The following is a 19424-nucleotide window of genomic DNA, read 5'->3' on the forward strand; positions in this document are numbered from 1 at the left end:
CGCCGCGTACGCGCTACTTCGCGCCGAAGCCGAGCGCGGTGTACGACTTCTGGTCGGCCGTGAACGGCTTGCTGACCAGGTCCTTGCCGAGGAAGAGCCGGCCGTCGGTGTAGAGCAGCTCGGACGTCTTCGGCACCATGCTCATGATCGCGCCCAGCACCTCCCGGGAGGCCGGGGTCTCCAGCAGTCGGGTCTGCTTCAGGGACTCGCCGTCGACCGAGACCACCTGGGCGCCCTTGTTGTACGGGCCGCTCTTGTACGCCAGCACGTTCCCGCCGTCCATGCGGATCGGGAAGATGTCGTAGCCGTCGCCGGCGTCGATCCGGTCGCCGGTGGTCTTCCCGGTGGCCAGCGAGAACGCGATGATCTCGTTGGTCCGGGAGCCCTGGGCCGAGCCGTCGTGGTCGTTGGTCGGGACGTACAGCTTGTCGTTGCCCACCGTGATCGCCTGGCAGCCGTGCACCTTGCCGACGCCGCAGTGGTGCTCGTACTTGCCGTCCTCCAGCGTGATCTTCGTCCGCAGCTCGCCGGTGTCGTCCAGCGAGAAGACGTCCGTGGCGCCGGAGGCCGTGATGCCGCCCGAGTCCACACCGAACACGACCGGCCTGGTGGAGATCACCTTGGCGTTGTCGATGCCCTGGGGGAGCTTGTAGCTCCACCTGGCGCCACCCGTCCTCGGATCGAGCAGCTGCACCTCGTACAGCTCCTTGCCGAAGGGGCCGCACCTGCGCACCGCGACGAGCTGATCGCCGCCCGCGTAGCCGACGTCCGCGCAGGAGCCTCTCTCGTGCTGCCACAGCACCTTGCCGGTGGCCAGGTCGAACGCGGCACCGCCGTAGAGGCCGGCGCCGGCGGCGACCGTCGTGCCGCTGATCGAGACCTCACCGAACGGGACCGCTGCGCCACCGGTGCTGACCGATTTCGTCCACAGCTTCTTCCCGGTGGCGACCTCGAACGCGGTGACGTCGCTGCACGGCTTGCGGTCCCGCACGTTCGCCCGCTTGCCCGACTCGGAGACCACCGCGGCGATCCCCGAGGAGCTGATCTCGGGGGATCCCGCGCAGGTCTGGCCGTTCAGCGGCAGCGTCCACCTGGTCGCGCCGGTGTCCGGGTCGTAGCCCACGATCTTGTTGATGCCGGCCTTGGCGTAGACGGAGTCGGTGAGCCAGGAGCCCGCGACGTTGTCGAGCTCCTGTCTGTCCGTGATCCGCGGCGCCGGGATCTGGAAGAGGACCTTGGCGCTGGGGTCGGCCGGCACCTTCTCCTTGCCGGAACCGGAGCCGCCGGTGCCGCTCCCCTGGCCGCCGTTGCCGCTGTCGGCGCGGGACGCGGAGCCGCCGCCCGTGTCGCTGCCGGAAGAGCTGTTCGCGTACCAGGCCCCGACGCCGACGATCAGCGCGATGGCCGCCACCGCCGCGACGACGATCCACACCGTGGCGCTCGGCCCCTTGGGGCCGCCGCCCGGGGCGCCCTGCGGCGGTACGGGAACCATCGGCGGCTGCTGATGGCCGTAGCCAAGGTGCTGGTTCGGGTAGCCGTAACCGGGCTGCTGGGCATACCCGTATCCCGGCTGCGGCGGGGCCGGCGGCTGCGGGTAGCCGTGGCCCGGGCTCTGGGCGGGCGGTGGGGGCGCCTGGGGCGGCGGCTGGGGTGCGCCGAAGCCGCCGGGCGGCGGGGGCTGGGGTGCGCCGAAGCCGCCGGGCGGCGGGGGCTGCGGGGCGCCGAAACCACCGCCTGGGGCCGGGGGCTGCGGGGCGCCGAAACCACCGCCCGGCGGCGGCTGGTGGGGCGGTGGGGGCGGTTGGTGGGGAGGGGGCGGTGGCTGGCTCATGGCGTGAGGACCTCGAAGGACACAGGAACAGTGGGCGGGGAGGGGCGGCTGGGCGGACCGCTCACTTGCCGTAGGCCAGCATCAGCTTCTCCTTGGACCGGGTACCGCCCGTCAGCCGGGTCGTGGAGAGGTACAGGCGCCCGTCCACGTAGTCGATCGCCTTGGCGAAGAAGCCGCTCTCGACCTGCGCGGCACCCGCCGGGTTCTGCAGCAGCTTCGCCGCGGTGTGGTTCCCGCCGGCCGTCGCGATGGAGACGACCTGGCCGCCCGTGTCGTACGACGGCTCGACATACGCGATCAGATGGGTGCCGTCCATCTTGAGCGGGAGCATCGACTCGTCCGCCGGGGACTTCACCCGCCACTTCTCCTTGCCGGTGTCCAGGCTGATCGCGACGATCTCGTTCGGGCCGCTCTTCGCGTCGGTCGGCAGGTAGAGGGTGCTCGCGTCGGCCACGGCGCCCGTGCAGCCCTGCAGGTCACGGTTGAGGATGGCCCAGCCGCACCGGGGTGCGAAGGACTCGTCGACGTTCAGCTGGGAGCGCAGACTGCCGTCGCCCTTCAGCGTGGAGACGTTCCACCGCGTCTTGTCCTCGTTGGTGAGGTAGAGGACGACCGGGTCGACGGAGTAGGCGTGGACGACCGACCAGCCCTTGGGGATCTTCTTGGTCCACTTGGCCCTGCCGGTCGTGGGGTCGAGTTCCTGCACCTCGTCGTGCGCGTCCGAGCCGCCGGCGCCGCAGGAGGCGACCGAGAGGAGCTTGGCGCCGCCCGCGAACGCGGTCGGGAAGCAGGCCGCGCCGTACCGCTGCTTCTCCCACAGCTTCTTGCCGGTGGCCACGTCGTACGCCAGGCCGGACTGCGCGCGGGCGACCAGCAGGGTCCTGCCGGTGATGGTCAGGTCGACGGCGAGCGCGCTGTCGAAGAGGGCACCGTCGGCGATCTGCGCGCTCCAGCCCTTCTTGCCGGTGTCGAGGTCGATCTCCTGGATGTGGTTGCACTTGGCGCTGTCGCTCACGCCGCTCATGTAGGCGACCACGACCTTGTCGTCCGCCGTCTTCTGCGGAGTGACCGCACAGATCTTCTGCGGGAAGGAGATCGGGTTCCAGGTGGGGCTGCCGCCCGCGACGTCGTAGGCGAAGACCTGCTTGTACGCGGCCTTCACCGCCGTCCTGCCGGTGATCCACATGCCGGGGGCGTCGGCGCCGTGACCGGGCGCGTCGGGCGCCTGCCGGTACCAAAGGACCCTGTCCTCGCCCGACTTGCGGTCCTGGTTGAGGTTCTCCGGGTCCGCGCCGCCGTCGCCGCTGCCACCGCTCGCGTCGGCCGGGGCGGAGGCGGTGGAGGACGGCACGGAGCTCTGGTCGCTGTCGGCGGTGGGCTTCTTGTCCCCGCCACCGCTGCCGACCGCGTACACGGTGCCGCCTATGAGGAGCAGCGCGGCGACGGCGGCGCCCACGACCAGCGCGGGCTTGCCCTTGAAAGGGTTCCTGGAGCCGCCGCCGGGGGGCGGGACGGGCGCGCCGGGGAACCGGGGCGGCTGCTGCGGGTAGCCGTAGCCGGGGTGGGGAGCGGCGTAGGGGCCGGGCTGCTGCGGGTAGGGGCCGAACTGTTGGGCGTACGGACCTGGCTGGCCGGGCTGCTGGGCGTAGGGACCCGGCCCGCCGTACGGGCCCGGCTGCGGATACGCGCCCGGCTGCTGGTACGGCCCGGAAGGCTGCGGCTGCGGGTAGCCGTACCCGGGCTGCGGTGGGGTCGCCGGGGGCTGGACGGGCGGTGGCGGGGTCGCCTGCCGGGGGTCCTGCGGGGCGCCGAAACCACCCTGTGGCGGCGGATTCTGCGGTGCCCCGAAACTGCCGCCCTGGGGCGGGCGGCTGGGCGGCTGAGTCATCAGCGCTTTCCCCCTCAAAACTGATGTGTCCCCACGCCCGTGGTGCTCGTTTCCGCCACGCCGGTGGTACTCAGGCTGTTCTCAGACGGACCTTTCTATCACTGGGACGTCCTCGAACACGGGACCGGTCCTGCCCCTGTTCCCAAGGGAGGACCGGTCCGTGATGCCCTCGTTACGCGCCTTCCCGCACCGCTCACGGCGCGTTCGGCGCCCGCCGACGCCTAGGCGTCCTCGGCGAGTTCGAGCCAGCGCAGCTCCAGCTCCTCGCGCTGACCGGCCAACTCACGCAGCTCCGCGTCCAGTCCGGCGACCCTCTCGAAGTCCGTGGCGTTCTCCGCGATTTGCCCGTGGAGCTTGGACTCCCGCTCGGAAATCTTGTCCAACTGCCGCTCGATCCGCTGGAGTTCCTTCTTCGCGGCCCGGGCGTCGGCGGCGGAGGCGGTGGGCTTGGCCACGGCGGGTGCCGGTGCCGCGGCCGCCGCGGCGGCCTCCTCCATGCGGTGGCGCCGCTCCAGGTACTCGTCGATGCCGCGGGGCAGCATCCGCAGCGTGGCGTCGCCGAGGAGGGCGTAGACCTTGTCGGTGGTGCGCTCGATGAAGAAGCGGTCGTGGGAGATCACGATCATCGAGCCGGGCCAGCCGTCGAGGACGTCCTCGAGCTGGGTGAGCGTCTCGATGTCGAGGTCGTTGGTGGGCTCGTCGAGGAAGAGGACATTGGGCTCGTCCATGAGGAGGCGCAACAGCTGCAGCCGCCGCCGCTCACCGCCCGACAGGTCGCCGACCGGCGTCCACTGCTTCTCCTTGGTGAAGCCGAACGTCTCGCACAGCTGCCCGGCGGTCATCTCGCGCCCCTTGCCGAGGTCGACGCGCTCGCGGACCCGCTGCACGGCTTCGAGGACCCGCCAGGTGGGGTCGAGTTCGGCGACCTCCTGGGAGAGGTAGGCGAGTTTGACGGTCCTGCCGACGGCGATGCGGCCCCCGGCGGGCTGCTGCTCGCCCTCGCTGCGGGCGGCGTCGGCCATGGCGCGCAGCAGGGACGTCTTTCCGGCGCCGTTCACGCCGACGAGACCGATCCGGTCGCCCGGGCCGAGATGCCACGTGACGTGCTTGAGCAGCACCTTCGGGCCGGCCTGGACGGTGACGTCCTCCAGGTCGAAGACGGTCTTGCCGAGCCGTGAGGAGGCGAACTTCATCAGCTCGCTGCTGTCGCGGGGCGGCGGCACGTCCGCGATGAGCTCGTTGGCGGCCTCGACGCGGAAGCGGGGCTTGGAGGTACGGGCGGGGGCGCCGCGCCGCAGCCACGCCAGCTCCTTGCGGACCAGGTTCTGCCGCTTGGCCTCCTCGGTGGCGGCGATGCGCTCCCGCTCGGCGCGGGCGAAGACGTAGTCGGAGTAGCCGCCCTCGTACTCGAAGACCTCGCCGCGCTGCACGTCCCACATGCGGGTGCACACCTGGTCGAGGAACCAGCGGTCGTGGGTGACGCACACGAGCGCGGAGCGGCGCTCGCGCAGGTGCGCCGCGAGCCAGGCGATGCCCTCGACGTCGAGGTGGTTGGTGGGCTCGTCGAGGACGATCAGGTCCTGCTCGGCGATCAGCAGCTTGGCGAGCGCGATACGGCGCCGCTCGCCGCCGGAGAGGGGGCCGATGACGGTGTCGAGACCCTGGGGGAACCCAGGCAGGTCGAGCCCGCCGAAGAGGCCGGTGAGCACGTCGCGGATCTTGGCGTTGCCCGCCCACTCGTGGTCGGCCATGTCCCGGATGACCTCGTGACGGACGGTGGCGGCCGGGTCGAGGGAGTCGTACTGGGTGAGCACGCCCAGGCGCAGCCCGCCGGAGTGGGTGACGCGGCCGGTGTCGGCCTCCTCCAGCTTGGCGAGCATCCGGATCAGGGTGGTCTTGCCGTCGCCGTTGCGCCCGACGACCCCGATCCGGTCCCCTTCGGACACGCCGAGCGAGACGCCGTCGAGCAGGGCACGGGTGCCGTACACCTTGCTGACGTTCTCGACATTGACCAGGTTGACGGCCATTTCACTCCTGACGCGGGGATCGATCAGCCTTCAAGCGTAGGGCCTCCGGGGGAGGGGGCGGGGCGCGTGGGGGTCGTCACTCTTTGTGGTGATGTGGTTCATGATCGACGGCTACGGTGGGAAGGCAGGCCGCAGGATCCCGTCCAGGGGAGGAACCATGAGTGCCGAGTCCGTAGAGCACCGCACAAGTACGCCGCAGCAGGCATTCCCCACTTCCGGCTGGTCGAGATGGCGGGAGGGGACGACCACCCTGTGGTCCAGCTGTACGAACGCGGCGAGGCCACCGGCACCTATACGCGGACCGGCATCTATCACGACCACGTCAAGGTCAGCGTGCCCTACGACATCGACATCGACCTGACCGCCATCGACAACCTCTGAGCCCTGCCCTCAGACGACCGTCGCCCCCGCCACCGGCCCGGCCGCCGTCCGCACCGACGTGCACGTGCCGGACACCCGCAGGGTTGCTGCCACCTTCTCCGCCGACTCGGCGTCGCGCGCGAGGAAGGCGGTCGTCGGGCCGGACCCGGAGACCAGCGCGGCCAGCGCCCCCGCCGCGCGCCCCGCCTCCAGCGTGTCCGCCAGCTCCTGGAACAGGGACAGCGCCGCCGGCTGCAGGTCGTTCGACACCGCCGCCGCCAGCGCGGCCGTGTCACCCTTCGCCAGCGCCTCCAGCAGTTCCTGGGACGCGACGGGCTCGGGGATCGGCAGCCCCTCGTTCAGGCGGTCGAACTCCCGGAAGACCGCCGGGGTGGACAGGCCCCGCCCGGCCATCGCGAACACCCAGTGGAACGTGCCCCCGACCTCCAGCACCGTCAGCCTCTCGCCCCGCCCGGTGCCCAGCGCCGCCCCGCCCACCAGGCTGAACGGCACATCGCTGCCCAGCTCGGCGCAGATCTCCAGCAGTTCCTCACGCTCGGCTCCCGTGCCCCACAGCGCGTCGCACGCCAGCAGCGCGCCCGCCCCGTCCGCGCTGCCGCCCGCCATGCCCCCGGCGACCGGGATGTCCTTGGCGATGTGGATGTGCACGGCCGGATCAAGGCCACGGCGTTGCGCGAGCGTCAGCGCCGCCCGCGCCGCCAGGTTCGTACGGTCGAGCGGCACCTGTTCCGCGTACGGCCCGGAGCAGGTGACGCGCAGCTCGTCGGCCGGGGTCACCGTGATCTCGTCGTACAGGCCGACGGCCAGGAAGACGTTCGCCAGGTCGTGGAAGCCGTCGGGGCGGGCACCGCCCACCGCGAGCTGCACGTTCACCTTGGCCGGGACGCGAACCCTGACACTCACTTACTCGGACTCCCCTGTCGCATCTTTCGCCGCCTCCGCGATACGCGCGAACTCCTCCACCGTCAGCGACTCGCCCCTCGCCTGCGGTGAGATGCCGGCGGCCACGAGCGCGGCCTCCGCCGCCGCGGCCGACCCCGCCCATCCGGCGAGCGCGGCCCGCAGCGTCTTGCGCCGCTGGGCGAACGCCGCGTCCACGACCGCGAACACCTCGGCCTTCGACGCGGCGGTCTTGATCGGCTCGGCGCGCCGCACCAGCGACACCAGCCCGCTGTCGACGTTGGGCGCGGGCCAGAAGACGTTGCGCCCGATGGCTCCGGCGCGCTTGACCTCGGCGTACCAGTTGGCCTTGACGGACGGCACCCCGTACACCTTGGACCCGGGCGGGGCGGCGAGCCGGTCGGCGACCTCGGACTGCACCATCACCAGCGTCCGCTCGATGCTCGGGAAGGTGTCGAGCATGTGGAGCAGGACGGGGACGGCGACGTTGTAGGGCAGGTTCGCGACCAGCGCGGTGGGCGCGGGGCCCGGCAGCTCACGGACGTGCAGCGCGTCGGAGTGCACCAGCGCGAACCGCTCGGCGCGCTCCGGCATGCGCGCCGCGATGGTGGCGGGCAGCGCCGCCGCCAGCACGTCGTCGATCTCGACGGCGGTGACGCGCTCGGCGACCTCGAGGAGCGCCAGCGTCAGCGAGCCGAGCCCGGGTCCCACCTCCACGACGACGTCGTCGGGCCGCACTTCGGCGGTGCGGACGATGCGGCGCACGGTGTTGGCGTCGATGACGAAGTTCTGGCCGCGCTGTTTGGTGGGGCGTACGCCGAGGGCCGCCGCCAGCTCACGGACGTCGGCGGGGCCCAGCAGGGCGTCGGGGGTGGGGCTGCTCACGGGGCAAGCCTACGGGGCGGCGCCCGGGCCCCCGGCCGGTGGCACCGTCACCGGTACAGCCGTGACCCACAGTGCGGCCACGGGCTGGTCCCCTGGCGCGTGAACAGCTTCTTCGCCCGGTACGTCTGCTCGTCCGCGGGCGCGTCCTGCGGCCGGCCCGAGCCGCCGAGGCTGCGCCAGGTGCGCCGGTCGAACTGGTAGAGGCCGCCGTACGTGCCCGAGGGGTCCACCGCGTGTGCGCGGCCGCCTGACTCGCACGCCGCGAGCCCCCTCCAGTTCAGGTGCTCCGCGCCCTTCAGCAGGTCCGGGCGCGGCTTGGTGCCGATCCGGACGAGCTGGGCCTGTGGCTGCCGCACCACCTCGTCACTGATCCGCCGCGGTCTCTCCTTCACGCCGTTGACGGTGCGCAGGGCGTACGTGACCCGGCGCGCGCCCGCCTGCCCGGGGCGCGCGACCACCTCGGTGCCCTTGAGCAGGTTCGGGTCCTTGGTGCGCCGTACGTCGAACGGGATCGGCTCCTCACGGACCTCCTGGGAGCCCGTCACCCGCAGCACGGTCACCGTCTGCCCGTCGCGCGGGAAGCTGTCCGGTGCCACGGACGTCGTGTCCCGCCGGTAGAGCACGACCCCGGCCTGCGCGACGGCCTCGCGGACGGTCGCCGCGTTGGTCCGGATGGTGCGGGCCTGCCCGTCCGCGAGGACCGTCACGGTGCGCTCGGTGCGGACGTCCAGTTCGAGCCCGCCGCGGCCGATCCCCTGGGAGCGCGAGGTCGATACGTAGGCGCCCTCGGCGCGCACCCCGAGCTGCCGGAGCGCGGCCTCCACCGTGGGCGCCGTCGTCCACACCTCGCGCTGGATGCCGTCGATGGCGAGCCGTACGGGGCGGCCGTAGCGCACCGCGACCTCGTCACCGCTCATGAGCGGTGTTCCGGGCGCGGGGGCGACGAGGTCGTGATCGCCGACCTTCACGCCCTGCTGGGCCAGCAGTTCACCGACGTCGGAGGCGAAGGTGTGCAGCGTACGGGTGCGGCCGTCCACGGTCAGCTCGACGGCCTTGTCGTTGGCGACGAACGCGGTGGTGCCGCCGGCGAGGAACGCGACGACGAGCGCCTGCGGGATCAGGCGGCGCATGGAGTCGGGGCGTGCGCCGCCCTTTCTGCCGCGCGCCGCGTGCCGGGCCTGGGCGCGTCCCGAGGGGCGCGGGGTGGCCTCCGGCTGCCGACGGGGCGGGCGGGCCGTTATCTCCGTGGCGCGCGCGGCCACGCGTGCGCGCGCCTCGTACGCGGGCCGGTAGGTGTCCGGGTGGGCGCGACCGGGGGCCTCACGGTCCTGGTACGCCCCGTACGGCGAGTACTGCCGGTTGCTCACGACGACACGCTCCAGAGAGGTTCCGACACGGCGACCAGAACCTAGCGGCTGGCCGTCACTCTCCAAAGCAACGCCGTTACTCGGTGTCGCGACACGGGCCCCCGTGGACACCCCGGCCGGGCGGGCCGGTCAGTACGCGAACGCGCGGGCCGTGTTGCGTGCGACGGCCGCCGCCAGCGCCTCCTCCTCGACGCCCTTCACCGCGGCCATGGCGCGGACCGTGACCGGAATGAGATACGGCGCGTTCGGCCGTCCGCGGTACGGCGCGGGCGTCAGGAACGGCGCGTCGGTCTCCACCAGGACGAGGTCGAGGGGCGCCACGGCGAGGGCGTCGCGCAGCGGCTGGGCGTTCTTGAAGGTCACGTTGCCGGCGAACGACATGAAGTACCCGTTCCGCGCACAGACCTCGGCCATCTCGGCGTCACCCGAGTAGCAGTGGAAGACGGTCCGCTCCGGCGCGCCCTCCTCCTTGAGGATGCGCAGCACGTCGGAGTGGGCCTCGCGGTCGTGGATCACCAGCGCCTTGCCGTGCCGCTTGGCGATCTCGATGTGGGCGCGGAAGGAGCGCTCCTGGGCGGCCTTGCCCTCGGGCCCGGTGCGGAAGTAGTCGAGCCCGGTCTCGCCCACCCCCTTGACCTGCGGCAGGGCGGCGAGACGGTCGATCTCGGCGAGTGCCTCGTCCAGCGCCGCGTCCCCGCCCGGCTCCCGCGCGCCCTGCCGGGACCAGCCGTCGGGATCACCGTGCACGATGCGCGGGGCCTCGTTCGGGTGCAGGGCCACCGCCGCGTGCACGGAGTCGTGGGCGGCGGCGATCTCGGCGGCCCAGCGCGAGCCCCGCACATCGCAGCCGACCTGCACGACCGTCGTCACGCCGACCGACGCGGCCTTGGCGAGGCCCTCCTCCACCGTGCCGGACTGCATGTCGAGGTGGGTGTGCGAGTCGGCGACGGGCACCCCGAGGGGCGCGGGAAGCGGCGGCGGCGCGTTCTTGGCGGACTGGTCGGAGGCTCGGGAAGGCATGCCCCGATCCTACGAAAGGGGCATGCCGCGCCTGGAGCTGCCTTTCGGCAGGAGCCGTCAGCCCGCCCTGCGGTGGTTCTGGAACGGGTGGAGCAGGTCCGACAGGTGCCAGTGGTGGTGGCCGTCGGTGGCCTCCGGCTGCGTGCGCGGCGCCTCACGGTCCTCGCCGTCGGCCTGCGAACCCGGGGCGTGGTGCCGGTGCAGGGAGTTCTGCACGGAGGACACCTGGCCCGGGCGCATGATGCGCACCACGTGGCTGTCGCAGTTCTGGCAGGCCGGGCGGCTCAGCGGCGAGGGGACGACGCGGCCGTTCGCCACGTACATCACGAACTCGTTGCCGTCCGCGTCGAGGTGGTGCTCTATCTCGTAGGACTGCTCCCAGCCGTGCCCGCAGCGCATGCACGCGAAGGAGTAGGACTCGTGGACGACGGCGGTCGCCGCGCTGCGGTCGGGCTGCCCTGTGACCTGGCCGGCCGCCGTGGCCTGGCCGGTCCGCCCTGATATCTCACTCATTCCAGCTCCTCTTGTCCGCTGGACAAGCGCCCCCGCGGTGCGGGCTTCCCCCCGGAACCCCGCGCGGTCCCACGGTGGCGAGGGACGGGTGCGTCCCTGTCCCCAGTGGACGCCTTCACGAGCGGGAGCGGGAGCGGACCTGTCGAGTGTTGGGGGCGATTTGGACTTCGCTTGCCAAACTCACCCGATCGCCCCGCTCCGGCTTTGCCTTCGACGACAGCCCTTTGCCGCCCTATGGGGCGCACGCTCAGGAGAGATGCGCCCTGCTCAGAGAGGGTATGAGCCCCCTCACAGGGGCGGCCGGCGATCATGGCGGCGGGCGTCGCCGAAACGCCGCGCCGAGGGGCCGGAACCGCCGACCGGCAGCGGGAAGCGGGACCGCCCGCCGACCGGCAGCGGGAAGCAGGACCGCCCGCCGACCGGCAGCGGGGAGCGGGACCGCCCGCCGACCGGCAGCGGGGAGCGCCCGGGCTCAGCCCGTCGCGGTCGCGTTCTTCGCCGCCACCACCGCGTCGAAGACCTCTCGCTTCGGCAGGCCGGCCTCCGCCGCGACCGCCGCGATGGCCTCCTTGCGGCGCTCCCCGGCCTCCTCGCGGACGCGCACCCGGCGCACCAGCTCGGCCGCGTCCAGCTCCCCGGGGGCCTTCTCGCCGGCGCCCTCCACCACGACCGTGATCTCGCCCCGTACGCCCTCGGCGGCCCACGCCGCCAGCTCCCCCAGCGAGCCGCGCCTGACCTCCTCGTACGTCTTGGTCAGCTCGCGGCACACCGCGGCCCGCCGCTCGGTCCCGAACACCTCCGCCATCGCGGCGAGCGTGTCGTCGAGCCGGTGCGGGGCCTCGAAGTACACCAGCGTGCGCCGCTCCTCGGCGACCTCCCGCAGCCGCGACAGCCGCTCCCCCGCCTTGCGCGGCAGGAACCCCTCGAAGCAGAACCGGTCCACCGGCAGCCCGGACAACGCCAGCGCGGTGAGCACGGCGGACGGCCCCGGCACGGCGGTCACCCGGATGTCCTTCTCCACGGCGGCGGCCACCAGCCGGTACCCGGGGTCCGACACGGACGGCATCCCCGCGTCGGTGACGAGCAGCACCCGCGCCCCGCCCACCAGGGCCTCCACCAGCTCCGGTGTCCGGGCGGACTCGTTGCCCTCGAAGTACGACACGACACGCCCGGCAGGCTGGACGTCCAGCGCCTGGGTGAGCCTGCGCAGCCGGCGCGTGTCCTCGGCGGCGATCACATCCGCGGTGGCCAGCTCCTCGGCGAGCCGCGGCGGCGCGTCGGCGATGTCCCCGATGGGGGTTCCGGCGAGGACCAGGGTTCCGGTCGTAGTCCCAGGTGCAACTGTCACCTGTCCATCCTCGCAGGCGCGGGCCCCTACCCGATCGGCCGGGACGACGTCGACGCCAGCGGCTGCCGCCGCGGGGCGCCGTGCCTGGTGGAGCGCCGGAAACCCGGCACGGCCGATCGGGTAGGGCCCAAGCGCGGGACTCACACAGACGTGTTCCCTACGATGGCGCGGTGACCAGTACCGCGTCCTCCACGGACACCCGGCAGGGCCAGGCCACCGAAGAGCCGCGGCCGTCGTGGCAGCAGCGGCTGCGCCGTTTCGGTTACGCGGCGCGCGCGAGAAGCGACGTCCGCGACCGGCTTGTGCCGCCGTACAACCGGCCCAGCCCGCGCATCTGGGCGTCGATCGGCCTGCGGCAGGACGTCGCCGACCGGATCACGCGCTGGTCGGCGTGGGGCGGCCCGCTGCTCGTGACGCTGATCGCGGGGCTGATGCGGTTCTGGAACCTGGGCAGCCCCAGGGCGGTGATATTCGACGAGACGTACTACGCGAAGGACGCGTGGGCGCTCGTCCACAACGGGTACGAGGCGAACTGGGCCAAGGACGCCAACGACCTCATCCTTCAGCACCACGGCCATGTGCCGGTCCCGACGGACGCCGCGTACGTCGTGCATCCGCCGGTCGGCAAGTACGTCATCGGCCTGGGCGAGCTGGTCTTCGGCCTCAACCCGTTCGGCTGGCGCTTCATGACCGCTCTGCTCGGCACGCTGGCGGTGCTGCTGCTGTGCCGTATCGGCCGCCGCCTGTTCCGGTCCACCTTCCTGGGCTGTCTGGCGGGCGGGCTGCTGGCGGTGGACGGGCTGCAGTTCGTGATGAGCCGCACCTCGCTGCTCGACGGCGTGCTGGAGTTCTTCGTGCTCGCGGCCTTCGGATGCCTGCTCGTCGACCGGGACAGAGCGCGGGCCAAGCTGGCGGCGGCCCTCCCGGCGGACGTCGACGGCCGGGTGCGCCCGGACGCCCACACCGCCGAGACCACCCGCCTGGGGTGGCGCCCGTGGCGCTGGCTGGCGGGTCTGATGCTCGGCCTCGCGATCGGCACGAAGTGGAACGGCCTGTACTTCCTGGCCGCGTTCTGCGTGATGGCCCTGCTGTGGGACGTCGGCGCGCGCCGGGTCGCGGGCGCCCACCGCCCGTACGTCACGGTCCTCAAGCGGGACACGGGCCTGACCTTCCTGGCGACGGTCCCGGTCGCGCTCGCGGTGTACCTGGTCTCCTGGACCGGCTGGATCCTGTCCCCGGCCAACGGCTCCGGCGGCTACTTCCGCAACTGGGCGGCCACCGACGGCAAGGGCGGCAACTGGACCTTCCTGCCCGACTGGCTGCGCAGCCTGTGGCACTACGAGCACGAGGTCTACCTGTTCCACGTGGGCCTTACGTCGCCGCACACGTACCAGTCGAACCCGTGGAGCTGGATCGTGGTGGGCCGCCCGGTCTCGTACTTCTACGAGTCCCCGAACCCGGGTGAGGCGGGCTGCCCCACGGACGCGGGCGGGAAGTGCGCCCGCGAGGTCCTCGCCCTCGGCACCCCGCTGCTGTGGTGGGCGTCCTGCTTCGCGCTCATGTACGTGCTGTGGCGCTGGGCGTTCCGCCGCGACTGGCGCGCGGGCGCCATCGCGTGCGGTGTCGCGGCCGGCTACCTGCCGTGGTTCCTGTACCAGGAGCGCACGATCTTCTACTTCTACGCGGTCGTCTTCGTGCCGTTCCTGTGCCTTGCGGTCGCGATGATGATCGGCGCCCTCCTCGGCCCACCCGGCGCGGACGAACGCCGACGGATCGCGGGAGCGGCGGGCGCGGGCGTCCTGGTCCTGCTGATCGCGTGGAACTTCATCTACTTCTGGCCCCTGTACACGGGCACGGCGATCCCGATGGACTCGTGGCGGGCGCGGATGTGGCTGGATACCTGGGTCTAGCTGCGTAGATGCATCACGAGGGCGCGGCCGGCCGGCCGCGCCCTCGTCGTCGTCGCCGGGCGTCGACGGTGCCGCCGGCTCCGCCGGACGGCCCCTGAGTCCACCCATCGGCGTCGTTGATCACGCCGCCCCGCTCCCGTATCCGGCATTCACGTACGTGGCTGAATACAGGGGTTCAGGTCATATTTCTGATCACTCTTGGACAACGAACGACCACTCAGCCCCCAACCGTCCCTCGGGCTGCCTACAGTGCCAAACCTACGGGGAGGGGGCTGTCTGCCATGCGCAAGGGGGTCAAGGTCGTCATCGTGGGCGGGGCGTTCGCGGTGATGGTCGGAGGGGCCGGATACGGCGCCTACAACGTGCTGAGTGCACTGAACGAGAGTCCGGGGGGCGGTTCCCAAGGGGCCGCACAGGTGAGGACCGGGCCGCCGTCGGCCGGTGAGGTCAAGGAGGCGACCGGCAAGTTCTTCGCCGCCTGGGAGAAGGGTGACGCGACCACCGCGGCCTCGTACACGAACAACGCCGGGGCCGCGGGGCAATTGCTCAGCGCCTACGGGGCCGGCGCGCACATCACCGGTGTGCACATCACGCCGGGCGCGCCCAGCGGGGACACGGTGCCGTTCTCCGTGAAGGCGACCGTGTCCTACGAGGGGAAGTCCAAGCCGCTCGCCTACGACAGCAGGCTGTCCGTCGTGCGCGGCGTGACCACCGGGCGGGCGCTGGTCGACTGGCAGCCGTCCGTCGTCCATCCGTCCCTGCAGAAGGGCGACACGCTCGTCACCGGGGAGGCCAAGGCCCCGCCGATCGAGGCGGTGGACCGCAACGGGGCGGTGCTGACGAAGGACAAGTACCCCTCCCTCGGTCCGATCCTGGACGCCCTGCGTGAGAAGTACGGCGACGCGGCCGGGGGCACGCCCGGCATCGAGCTGTCCGTCGAGCGCGCCGACGCCAACACGCCCGGCAAGACCCTGCTGACGCTTGTCGAGGGCAAGCCCGGCAAGCTCCACACCACGCTCAGCGCCACCGCGCAGGCCGCCGCCGAGGGGGCCGTCCAGAAGTACGCGGAGTCGTCCGTGGTGGCGGTCAAGCCGAGCACGGGTGAGGTGCTCGCGGTCGCCAACCACCGCCGGGACGAGTTCAACGCGGCGTTCGAGGGGCGGCTCGCCCCGGGTTCCACCATGAAGATCATCAGTGCGGCGACGCTCATCGACAACGGCATCACCGCCATGAACGGCCCCGCTCCCTGCCCCGACACGGCCGTGTGGCAGAGCCAGACGTTCCACAACCTCAAGAACATGGCCCCCAACGAGAAGGCGACGCTGGCGAACAGTTTCATGCGGTCGTGCAACACGGCGTTCGTGAAGTACGCGGACGAGGTGAAGGTCGACTCGCTCACCCGGGAGGCCGAGGACCGCTTCGGGCTCGGACAGGACAACTGGAAGACCGGCATCGTCTCCTTCGACGGCTCGGTGCCCGCCTCCGGCGGCCCGGACACCGCGGCCAACATGATCGGCCAGGGGCAGGTCCAGATGAGCCCGCTGAACATGGCGTCGGTCACGGCGACCGCGATCACGGGCACGTTCCGGCAGCCGTACCTGGTCTCCCCCGACCTCGACCACCGCGAACTGGCCACCGCCAAGGGGCTGTCCGCGAGCACGGTCGCGCAATTGCGGGCGATGATGCGGCTGACGGCGACCCAGGGCACCGCCGCGCAGGTGATGGCGGGGCTCAGCGGGGACATCGGCGCGAAGACCGGGTCCGCGGAGGTCGACGGGCAGGCGAAGTCCAACAGCTGGTTCACCGGCTACCGGGGCGACATCGCGGCGGCGGCCATGACCCAGGAGGGCGGGCACGGCGGCGACGCGGCCGGTCCTATTGTCGCAGCTGTGCTACGAACGGGCAGCTGAAGTCACCCGTGTCACCGCGGGACTCTAGTGTGGTGTTCTCGTTGAGGACTGTGAGGGCACTGGGGGACCTGGGGACTGCGGAGGACCGGGAGCTGTGGGCAAGAGAAGGCGCGTCGCCGGGCGCAACAACAGCCGGCCGCTGGTGATCGGCGGGCTGATCGCCGTCGTCGGGCTGGGCGGCGCCGTCGGCGCCTACAGCCTGCTGGGCGGCGGCGCGGCGGCCGACGACCGCAACGCGGCCTCGGGCCACCGGAAGCTGGTGAGGATCGGGCCGCCGTCCGCCTCCGAGGTCCATGCGACGGCCACCGCGTTCCTCACGGCCTGGCAGCGGGGCGACGTGGCGAAGGCGGCGGGTGCCACGGACGACTCGGCCGCCGCGACCGCGGCGCTGACCGGCTACCGCAAGGACGCGCACATCACGGGCGTCACGCTGACCCCCGGCACCGCCGCCGGGGCGACGCTCCCGTTCTCCGTCAAGGCCACGGTGTCGTACCAGGGCGTGAGCAAGCCGTTCACGTACGACTCGAAGCTGACCGTGGTGCGGCGGGCGAACGACGGCGTGCCGCTGGTGCGGTGGCAGCCGTCGGTGGTGCACCCGGACCTGACGGACGGCGACCGCCTGGTGACCGGCGAGGCGGGCACTCCCCCGGTCAAGGCGACCGACCGCGACGGTGGCGAGATCACCGCGGCCAAGTACCCGTCGCTGGGCACGGTGCTGGACGGCCTGCGCGAGAAGTACGGCAAGAAGGCCGGCGGCAAGGCGGGCATCGAGCTGCGGATCGTGCGCCGGGCGGCGGCGAAGGGCAAGGAGAAGACGCCCGACAAGACGCTGGTGACGCTGAGCAAGGGCACGCCGGGCACGCTGAAGACGACGCTGAGCCCGACGCTCCAGGCGGCCGCCGAGCAGCAGGTCGCCAAGCAGGCGAACGCCTCGGTCGTCGTCATGCGCCCGTCGACCGGCGAGATCCTCGCCGTCGCCAACACCAGCCACGGCTTCAACGTCGCCTTCCAGGGCTCGCTGGCCCCCGGGTCCACGATGAAGATCATCACGTCGACGATGCTGTTCGAGAAGGGGCTCGTCACCCCCCAGGCGTCGCACCCCTGCCCCAAGACGTACAAGCTGGCCGGCTGGACGTTCCACAACGACGACGACTCCGAGATCAAGCAGGGCTCGTTCAAGCTGAGCTTCGCGGCCTCCTGCAACAACGCCTTCATCAACTTCGCGCCGAAGCTGTCCAACAGCGACCTGACCGAGGAGGCCCAGCAGGTCTATGGCCTCGGCATGGACAACTGGTCCATCGGCGTCCCCACCTTCGACGGCTCGATCCCGGTGCAGAGCGGCGCACAGATGGGCGCGTCGCTGATCGGGCAGGGCGGGGTGCGCATGAACCCGCTGAACATGGCGTCGGTGGCCGCGACGGTGGCGACCGGCGTCTTCCACCAGCCGTACCTGGTGTCCCCGACGGTGGACGACCGGACGCTCGCGAAGGCCTCGCGCACCATGTCCGCGAAGACCCAGGCCGAGCTGAAGGAGGTCATGCAGTACACGGCGGCGTACGGCACGGCCGCCAAGGCGATGGCGGGGCTTGGCCCGGACTCGGGCGCGAAGACGGGTTCGGCGGAGGTCGACGGCCAGAAGAAGCCGAACGGCTGGTTCACGGCCTACAAGGGCGACCTGGCCGCCGCGGGCGTGGTCCAGGCAGGCGGCCACGGCGGCGACACGGCGGGCCCCATCGTGGCGGCGCTCCTGCGCGCGGGAAGCTGAGTTCCGGGGGGAGCTGTCCCGCCACAGGAGGCTGCCCCCGGGGAGCTGCCGATCCCTCGGCGGACGCCCTACCGCCCCGGCCCCGCCCCGACGGTGTACGTCCGGCGCAGGAACCGCATCAGGGCCTTCGACTCGAACTGCACCACTTCCACACCCTGCGGCGAGTGGAACTCCATCACGGCCTGGACCCGGCCGCACGGCCAGATGCGGACCTCGCCCGTACCCGCCGGAGCGCTCAGGCCCTGCTCCAGGAGGTCCCGGGAGAAGGCCCACTCATGCGGGCCGGGCAGGCCGATGCGCACCGAGCGGGGGTCGGCCTCCGGGTCGTAGCGCAGGACGACGGGGACGGCGTCAGGAGTTTCCGGGGAGTCGGTGACGACATGGGCTCGCGCGTACTGTTCCACCACGGACATCGGACCACTCCTCACGCTGCGTCACCCGAGCAGAAGCTGTGAATCCGCTACCCATCCAATGTCGCACATATGGGCGCCAGCGGCCTCCGATGCGAGTGTCGCTTGCCACAGTGCGCGCTTCGGTGCGCTTTTCACGACGCCCAAGCTCTTGCAAAGAGGTCGCAATAAGCCGCTATCCTCGAACGGTGCATGTCCCGGACGGATTCATCAACGCCCCCACCTCCGCCGCGACCGGTGTCCTCGCCGCCGGCGCCCTGGCCGTCAGCCTGAAAGGCGCCCGTCGTGAGCTCGACGAGCGCACCGCCCCGCTGGCCGGCCTGGTGGCCGCGTTCATCTTCGCGGTCCAGATGCTGAACTTCCCCGTCGCCGCGGGCACCAGCGGGCATCTGCTGGGCGGCGCGCTGGCCGCGATACTCGTCGGGCCCTGCACCGGGGCCCTGTGCGTCTCGGTCGTCCTGCTCATGCAGGGCATCCTCTTCGCGGACGGCGGTCTGACCGCGCTCGGCGTGAACATCACCGACATGGCGGTGGTGACGACCGTCGTGTCGTACGCCGTCTTCCGGGGCCTGGTGAAGGTGCTGCCGCGCAGACGGCGCTCGGTCACCGTCGCCTCCTTCGTCGCCGCGCTGGTCTCGGTGCCGGCCGCCGCGGTCGCCTTCACGCTGATCTACGCCGTGGGTGGTACGACCGACGTGGCCATGTCCAAGGTCGCCACCGCGATGATCGGCGTCCACGTCCTCATCGGCATCGGCGAGGCCGCGATCACCGCGCTCACGGTCGGCGCCGTCATCGCCGTACGGCCCGACCTGGTGTACGGCGCGCGGGGCCTGGAGCAGAAGCTCAAACTGCGGGTGAACGGTCAGCTGGTCGACGCGCCCGCCGCCGATCCCGCCGTCCCGGTGGCCGCCGCCCTCCCCCAAACTCTCGACTCCGCTCGAGCAGGGAGGTACCCCCACCACCGCAAGCTGTGGGTCACCGGCCTGGTCACCTCTCTCGTCCTCGCCGGCTTCGTCAGCTTCTACGCCTCCGCCAGCCCGGACGGCCTGGAGAAGGTCGCCAAGGACCAGGGCATCGACCGGAAGACCGAGCCGCACGCGGCGGCCGACTCCCCGCTCGCCGACTACGGGGTCAGAGACATCGCCGACGCCCGCCTCTCCGGCGGCCTCGCGGGAGTGATCGGCGTCGGGGTCACCGTGGTCGCGGGCAGCGTGGTCTTCCGGGCCGTCCGCAGGCGGCGGACGGCCGAACCCTCACAGGCGAGCTGAC

15 protein-coding genes are annotated in these 19424 nt (G+C 72.0%); 5 read left to right on the forward strand and 10 right to left on the reverse strand.

Going from position 1 to position 19424, the window contains the following annotated elements; genetic code table 11:
- Positions 1–13: 13 nt before the first annotated feature.
- The 3 genes from ACZ7L1_RS10820 to ACZ7L1_RS10830 all read right to left on the reverse strand — a co-directional run bounded on the left by ACZ7L1_RS10820 (position 14) and on the right by ACZ7L1_RS10830 (position 5746).
- The gene (locus ACZ7L1_RS10820) at positions 14–1831 is read right to left on the reverse strand and encodes an outer membrane protein assembly factor BamB family protein (RefSeq protein WP_471436027.1); all 1818 of its coding nucleotides are present in this window, start codon (positions 1829–1831) and stop codon (positions 14–16) included.
- Between the two features lie 61 nt (positions 1832–1892).
- Positions 1893–3719 (reverse strand): outer membrane protein assembly factor BamB family protein, encoded by a 1827-nt coding sequence (locus tag ACZ7L1_RS10825; RefSeq protein ID WP_471436028.1) that lies wholly within the window; start codon positions 3717–3719, stop codon positions 1893–1895.
- A 221-nt stretch (positions 3720–3940) separates the two neighbouring features.
- Positions 3941–5746, reverse strand: a complete 1806-nt coding sequence (locus tag ACZ7L1_RS10830) for an ABC-F family ATP-binding cassette domain-containing protein (protein ID WP_471436029.1) — start codon at positions 5744–5746, stop codon at positions 3941–3943.
- A gap of 228 nt (positions 5747–5974) precedes the next feature.
- On the opposite strand from ACZ7L1_RS10830, the gene ACZ7L1_RS10835 reads away from it, so the two are divergent.
- On the forward strand, positions 5975–6127 hold the full coding sequence (locus tag ACZ7L1_RS10835; RefSeq protein WP_471436031.1) for a hypothetical protein: 153 nt from the start codon (positions 5975–5977) through the stop codon (positions 6125–6127).
- A gap of 9 nt (positions 6128–6136) precedes the next feature.
- Here the strand turns inward: ACZ7L1_RS10835 and ACZ7L1_RS10840 are convergent, their stop codons facing one another.
- From ACZ7L1_RS10840 to rsmI, 6 genes are all read right to left on the reverse strand, one after another.
- Positions 6137–7030 carry a 4-(cytidine 5'-diphospho)-2-C-methyl-D-erythritol kinase gene (locus ACZ7L1_RS10840; RefSeq protein WP_471436033.1) on the reverse strand — a complete coding sequence of 298 codons (894 nt, stop codon included), beginning with the start codon at positions 7028–7030 and terminating at the stop codon, positions 6137–6139.
- The gene (rsmA, locus tag ACZ7L1_RS10845; protein WP_471436035.1) at positions 7031–7912 is read right to left on the reverse strand and encodes a 16S rRNA (adenine(1518)-N(6)/adenine(1519)-N(6))-dimethyltransferase RsmA; all 882 of its coding nucleotides are present in this window, start codon (positions 7910–7912) and stop codon (positions 7031–7033) included. It abuts the gene before it with no gap.
- Positions 7913–7959: 47 nt separating this feature from the next.
- Positions 7960–9279 (reverse strand): ubiquitin-like domain-containing protein, encoded by a 1320-nt coding sequence (locus ACZ7L1_RS10850; protein WP_471436037.1) that lies wholly within the window; start codon positions 9277–9279, stop codon positions 7960–7962.
- Between the two features lie 129 nt (positions 9280–9408).
- Positions 9409–10299 (reverse strand): TatD family hydrolase, encoded by an 891-nt coding sequence (locus ACZ7L1_RS10855; protein ID WP_471436039.1) that lies wholly within the window; start codon positions 10297–10299, stop codon positions 9409–9411.
- A gap of 57 nt (positions 10300–10356) precedes the next feature.
- Positions 10357–10812: a hypothetical protein gene (locus ACZ7L1_RS10860; protein ID WP_471436040.1), complete on the reverse strand. Its 456-nt coding sequence runs from the start codon at positions 10810–10812 to the stop codon at positions 10357–10359.
- 472 nt (positions 10813–11284) lie between these two features.
- A complete protein-coding gene (gene rsmI / locus ACZ7L1_RS10865) occupies positions 11285–12160 on the reverse strand; it encodes a 16S rRNA (cytidine(1402)-2'-O)-methyltransferase (protein WP_471436042.1) in 876 nt (291 codons plus the stop codon).
- A 170-nt stretch (positions 12161–12330) separates the two neighbouring features.
- Between rsmI and ACZ7L1_RS10870 the strand changes: the two genes are divergently transcribed.
- The 3 genes from ACZ7L1_RS10870 to ACZ7L1_RS10880 all read left to right on the forward strand — a co-directional run bounded on the left by ACZ7L1_RS10870 (position 12331) and on the right by ACZ7L1_RS10880 (position 17745).
- Positions 12331–14070, forward strand: coding sequence for a dolichyl-phosphate-mannose--protein mannosyltransferase (locus ACZ7L1_RS10870; RefSeq protein ID WP_471436043.1), 1740 nt, complete (start codon positions 12331–12333; stop codon positions 14068–14070).
- Between the two features lie 281 nt (positions 14071–14351).
- The gene (locus ACZ7L1_RS10875; protein WP_471436044.1) at positions 14352–15980 is read left to right on the forward strand and encodes a penicillin-binding transpeptidase domain-containing protein; all 1629 of its coding nucleotides are present in this window, start codon (positions 14352–14354) and stop codon (positions 15978–15980) included.
- Between the two features lie 94 nt (positions 15981–16074).
- Positions 16075–17745: a penicillin-binding transpeptidase domain-containing protein gene (locus ACZ7L1_RS10880; protein WP_471436045.1), complete on the forward strand. Its 1671-nt coding sequence runs from the start codon at positions 16075–16077 to the stop codon at positions 17743–17745.
- 68 nt (positions 17746–17813) lie between these two features.
- Here ACZ7L1_RS10880 and ACZ7L1_RS10885 read toward each other — a convergent pair whose 3' ends face one another.
- A complete protein-coding gene (locus tag ACZ7L1_RS10885) occupies positions 17814–18158 on the reverse strand; it encodes an SsgA family sporulation/cell division regulator (RefSeq protein ID WP_471436047.1) in 345 nt (114 codons plus the stop codon).
- Positions 18159–18343: 185 nt separating this feature from the next.
- On the opposite strand from ACZ7L1_RS10885, the gene ACZ7L1_RS10890 reads away from it, so the two are divergent.
- The gene (locus ACZ7L1_RS10890; protein ID WP_471436049.1) at positions 18344–19423 is read left to right on the forward strand and encodes an energy-coupling factor ABC transporter permease; all 1080 of its coding nucleotides are present in this window, start codon (positions 18344–18346) and stop codon (positions 19421–19423) included.
- Position 19424 lies beyond the last annotated feature (1 nt).

Source organism: Streptomyces sp. NPDC107546 (assembly GCF_055639175.1).

Bases quoted from the DNA above. Each gene is read 5' to 3' on its own strand.
- ACZ7L1_RS10820 (WP_471436027.1), bottom strand. From the start codon at position 1,831: ATGAGCCAGCCACCGCCCCCTCCCCACCAACCGCCCCCACCGCCCCAC.
- ACZ7L1_RS10825 (WP_471436028.1), bottom strand. From the start codon at position 3,719: ATGACTCAGCCGCCCAGCCGCCCGCCCCAGGGCGGCAGTTTCGGGGCA.
- ACZ7L1_RS10830 (WP_471436029.1), bottom strand. From the start codon at position 5,746: ATGGCCGTCAACCTGGTCAATGTCGAGAACGTCAGCAAGGTGTACGGC.
- ACZ7L1_RS10835 (WP_471436031.1), top strand. From the start codon at position 5,975: ATGGCGGGAGGGGACGACCACCCTGTGGTCCAGCTGTACGAACGCGGC.
- ACZ7L1_RS10855 (WP_471436039.1), bottom strand. From the start codon at position 10,299: ATGCCTTCCCGAGCCTCCGACCAGTCCGCCAAGAACGCGCCGCCGCCG.
- ACZ7L1_RS10860 (WP_471436040.1), bottom strand. From the start codon at position 10,812: ATGAGTGAGATATCAGGGCGGACCGGCCAGGCCACGGCGGCCGGCCAG.
- ACZ7L1_RS10875 (WP_471436044.1), top strand. From the start codon at position 14,352: ATGCGCAAGGGGGTCAAGGTCGTCATCGTGGGCGGGGCGTTCGCGGTG.
- ACZ7L1_RS10885 (WP_471436047.1), bottom strand. From the start codon at position 18,158: ATGTCCGTGGTGGAACAGTACGCGCGAGCCCATGTCGTCACCGACTCC.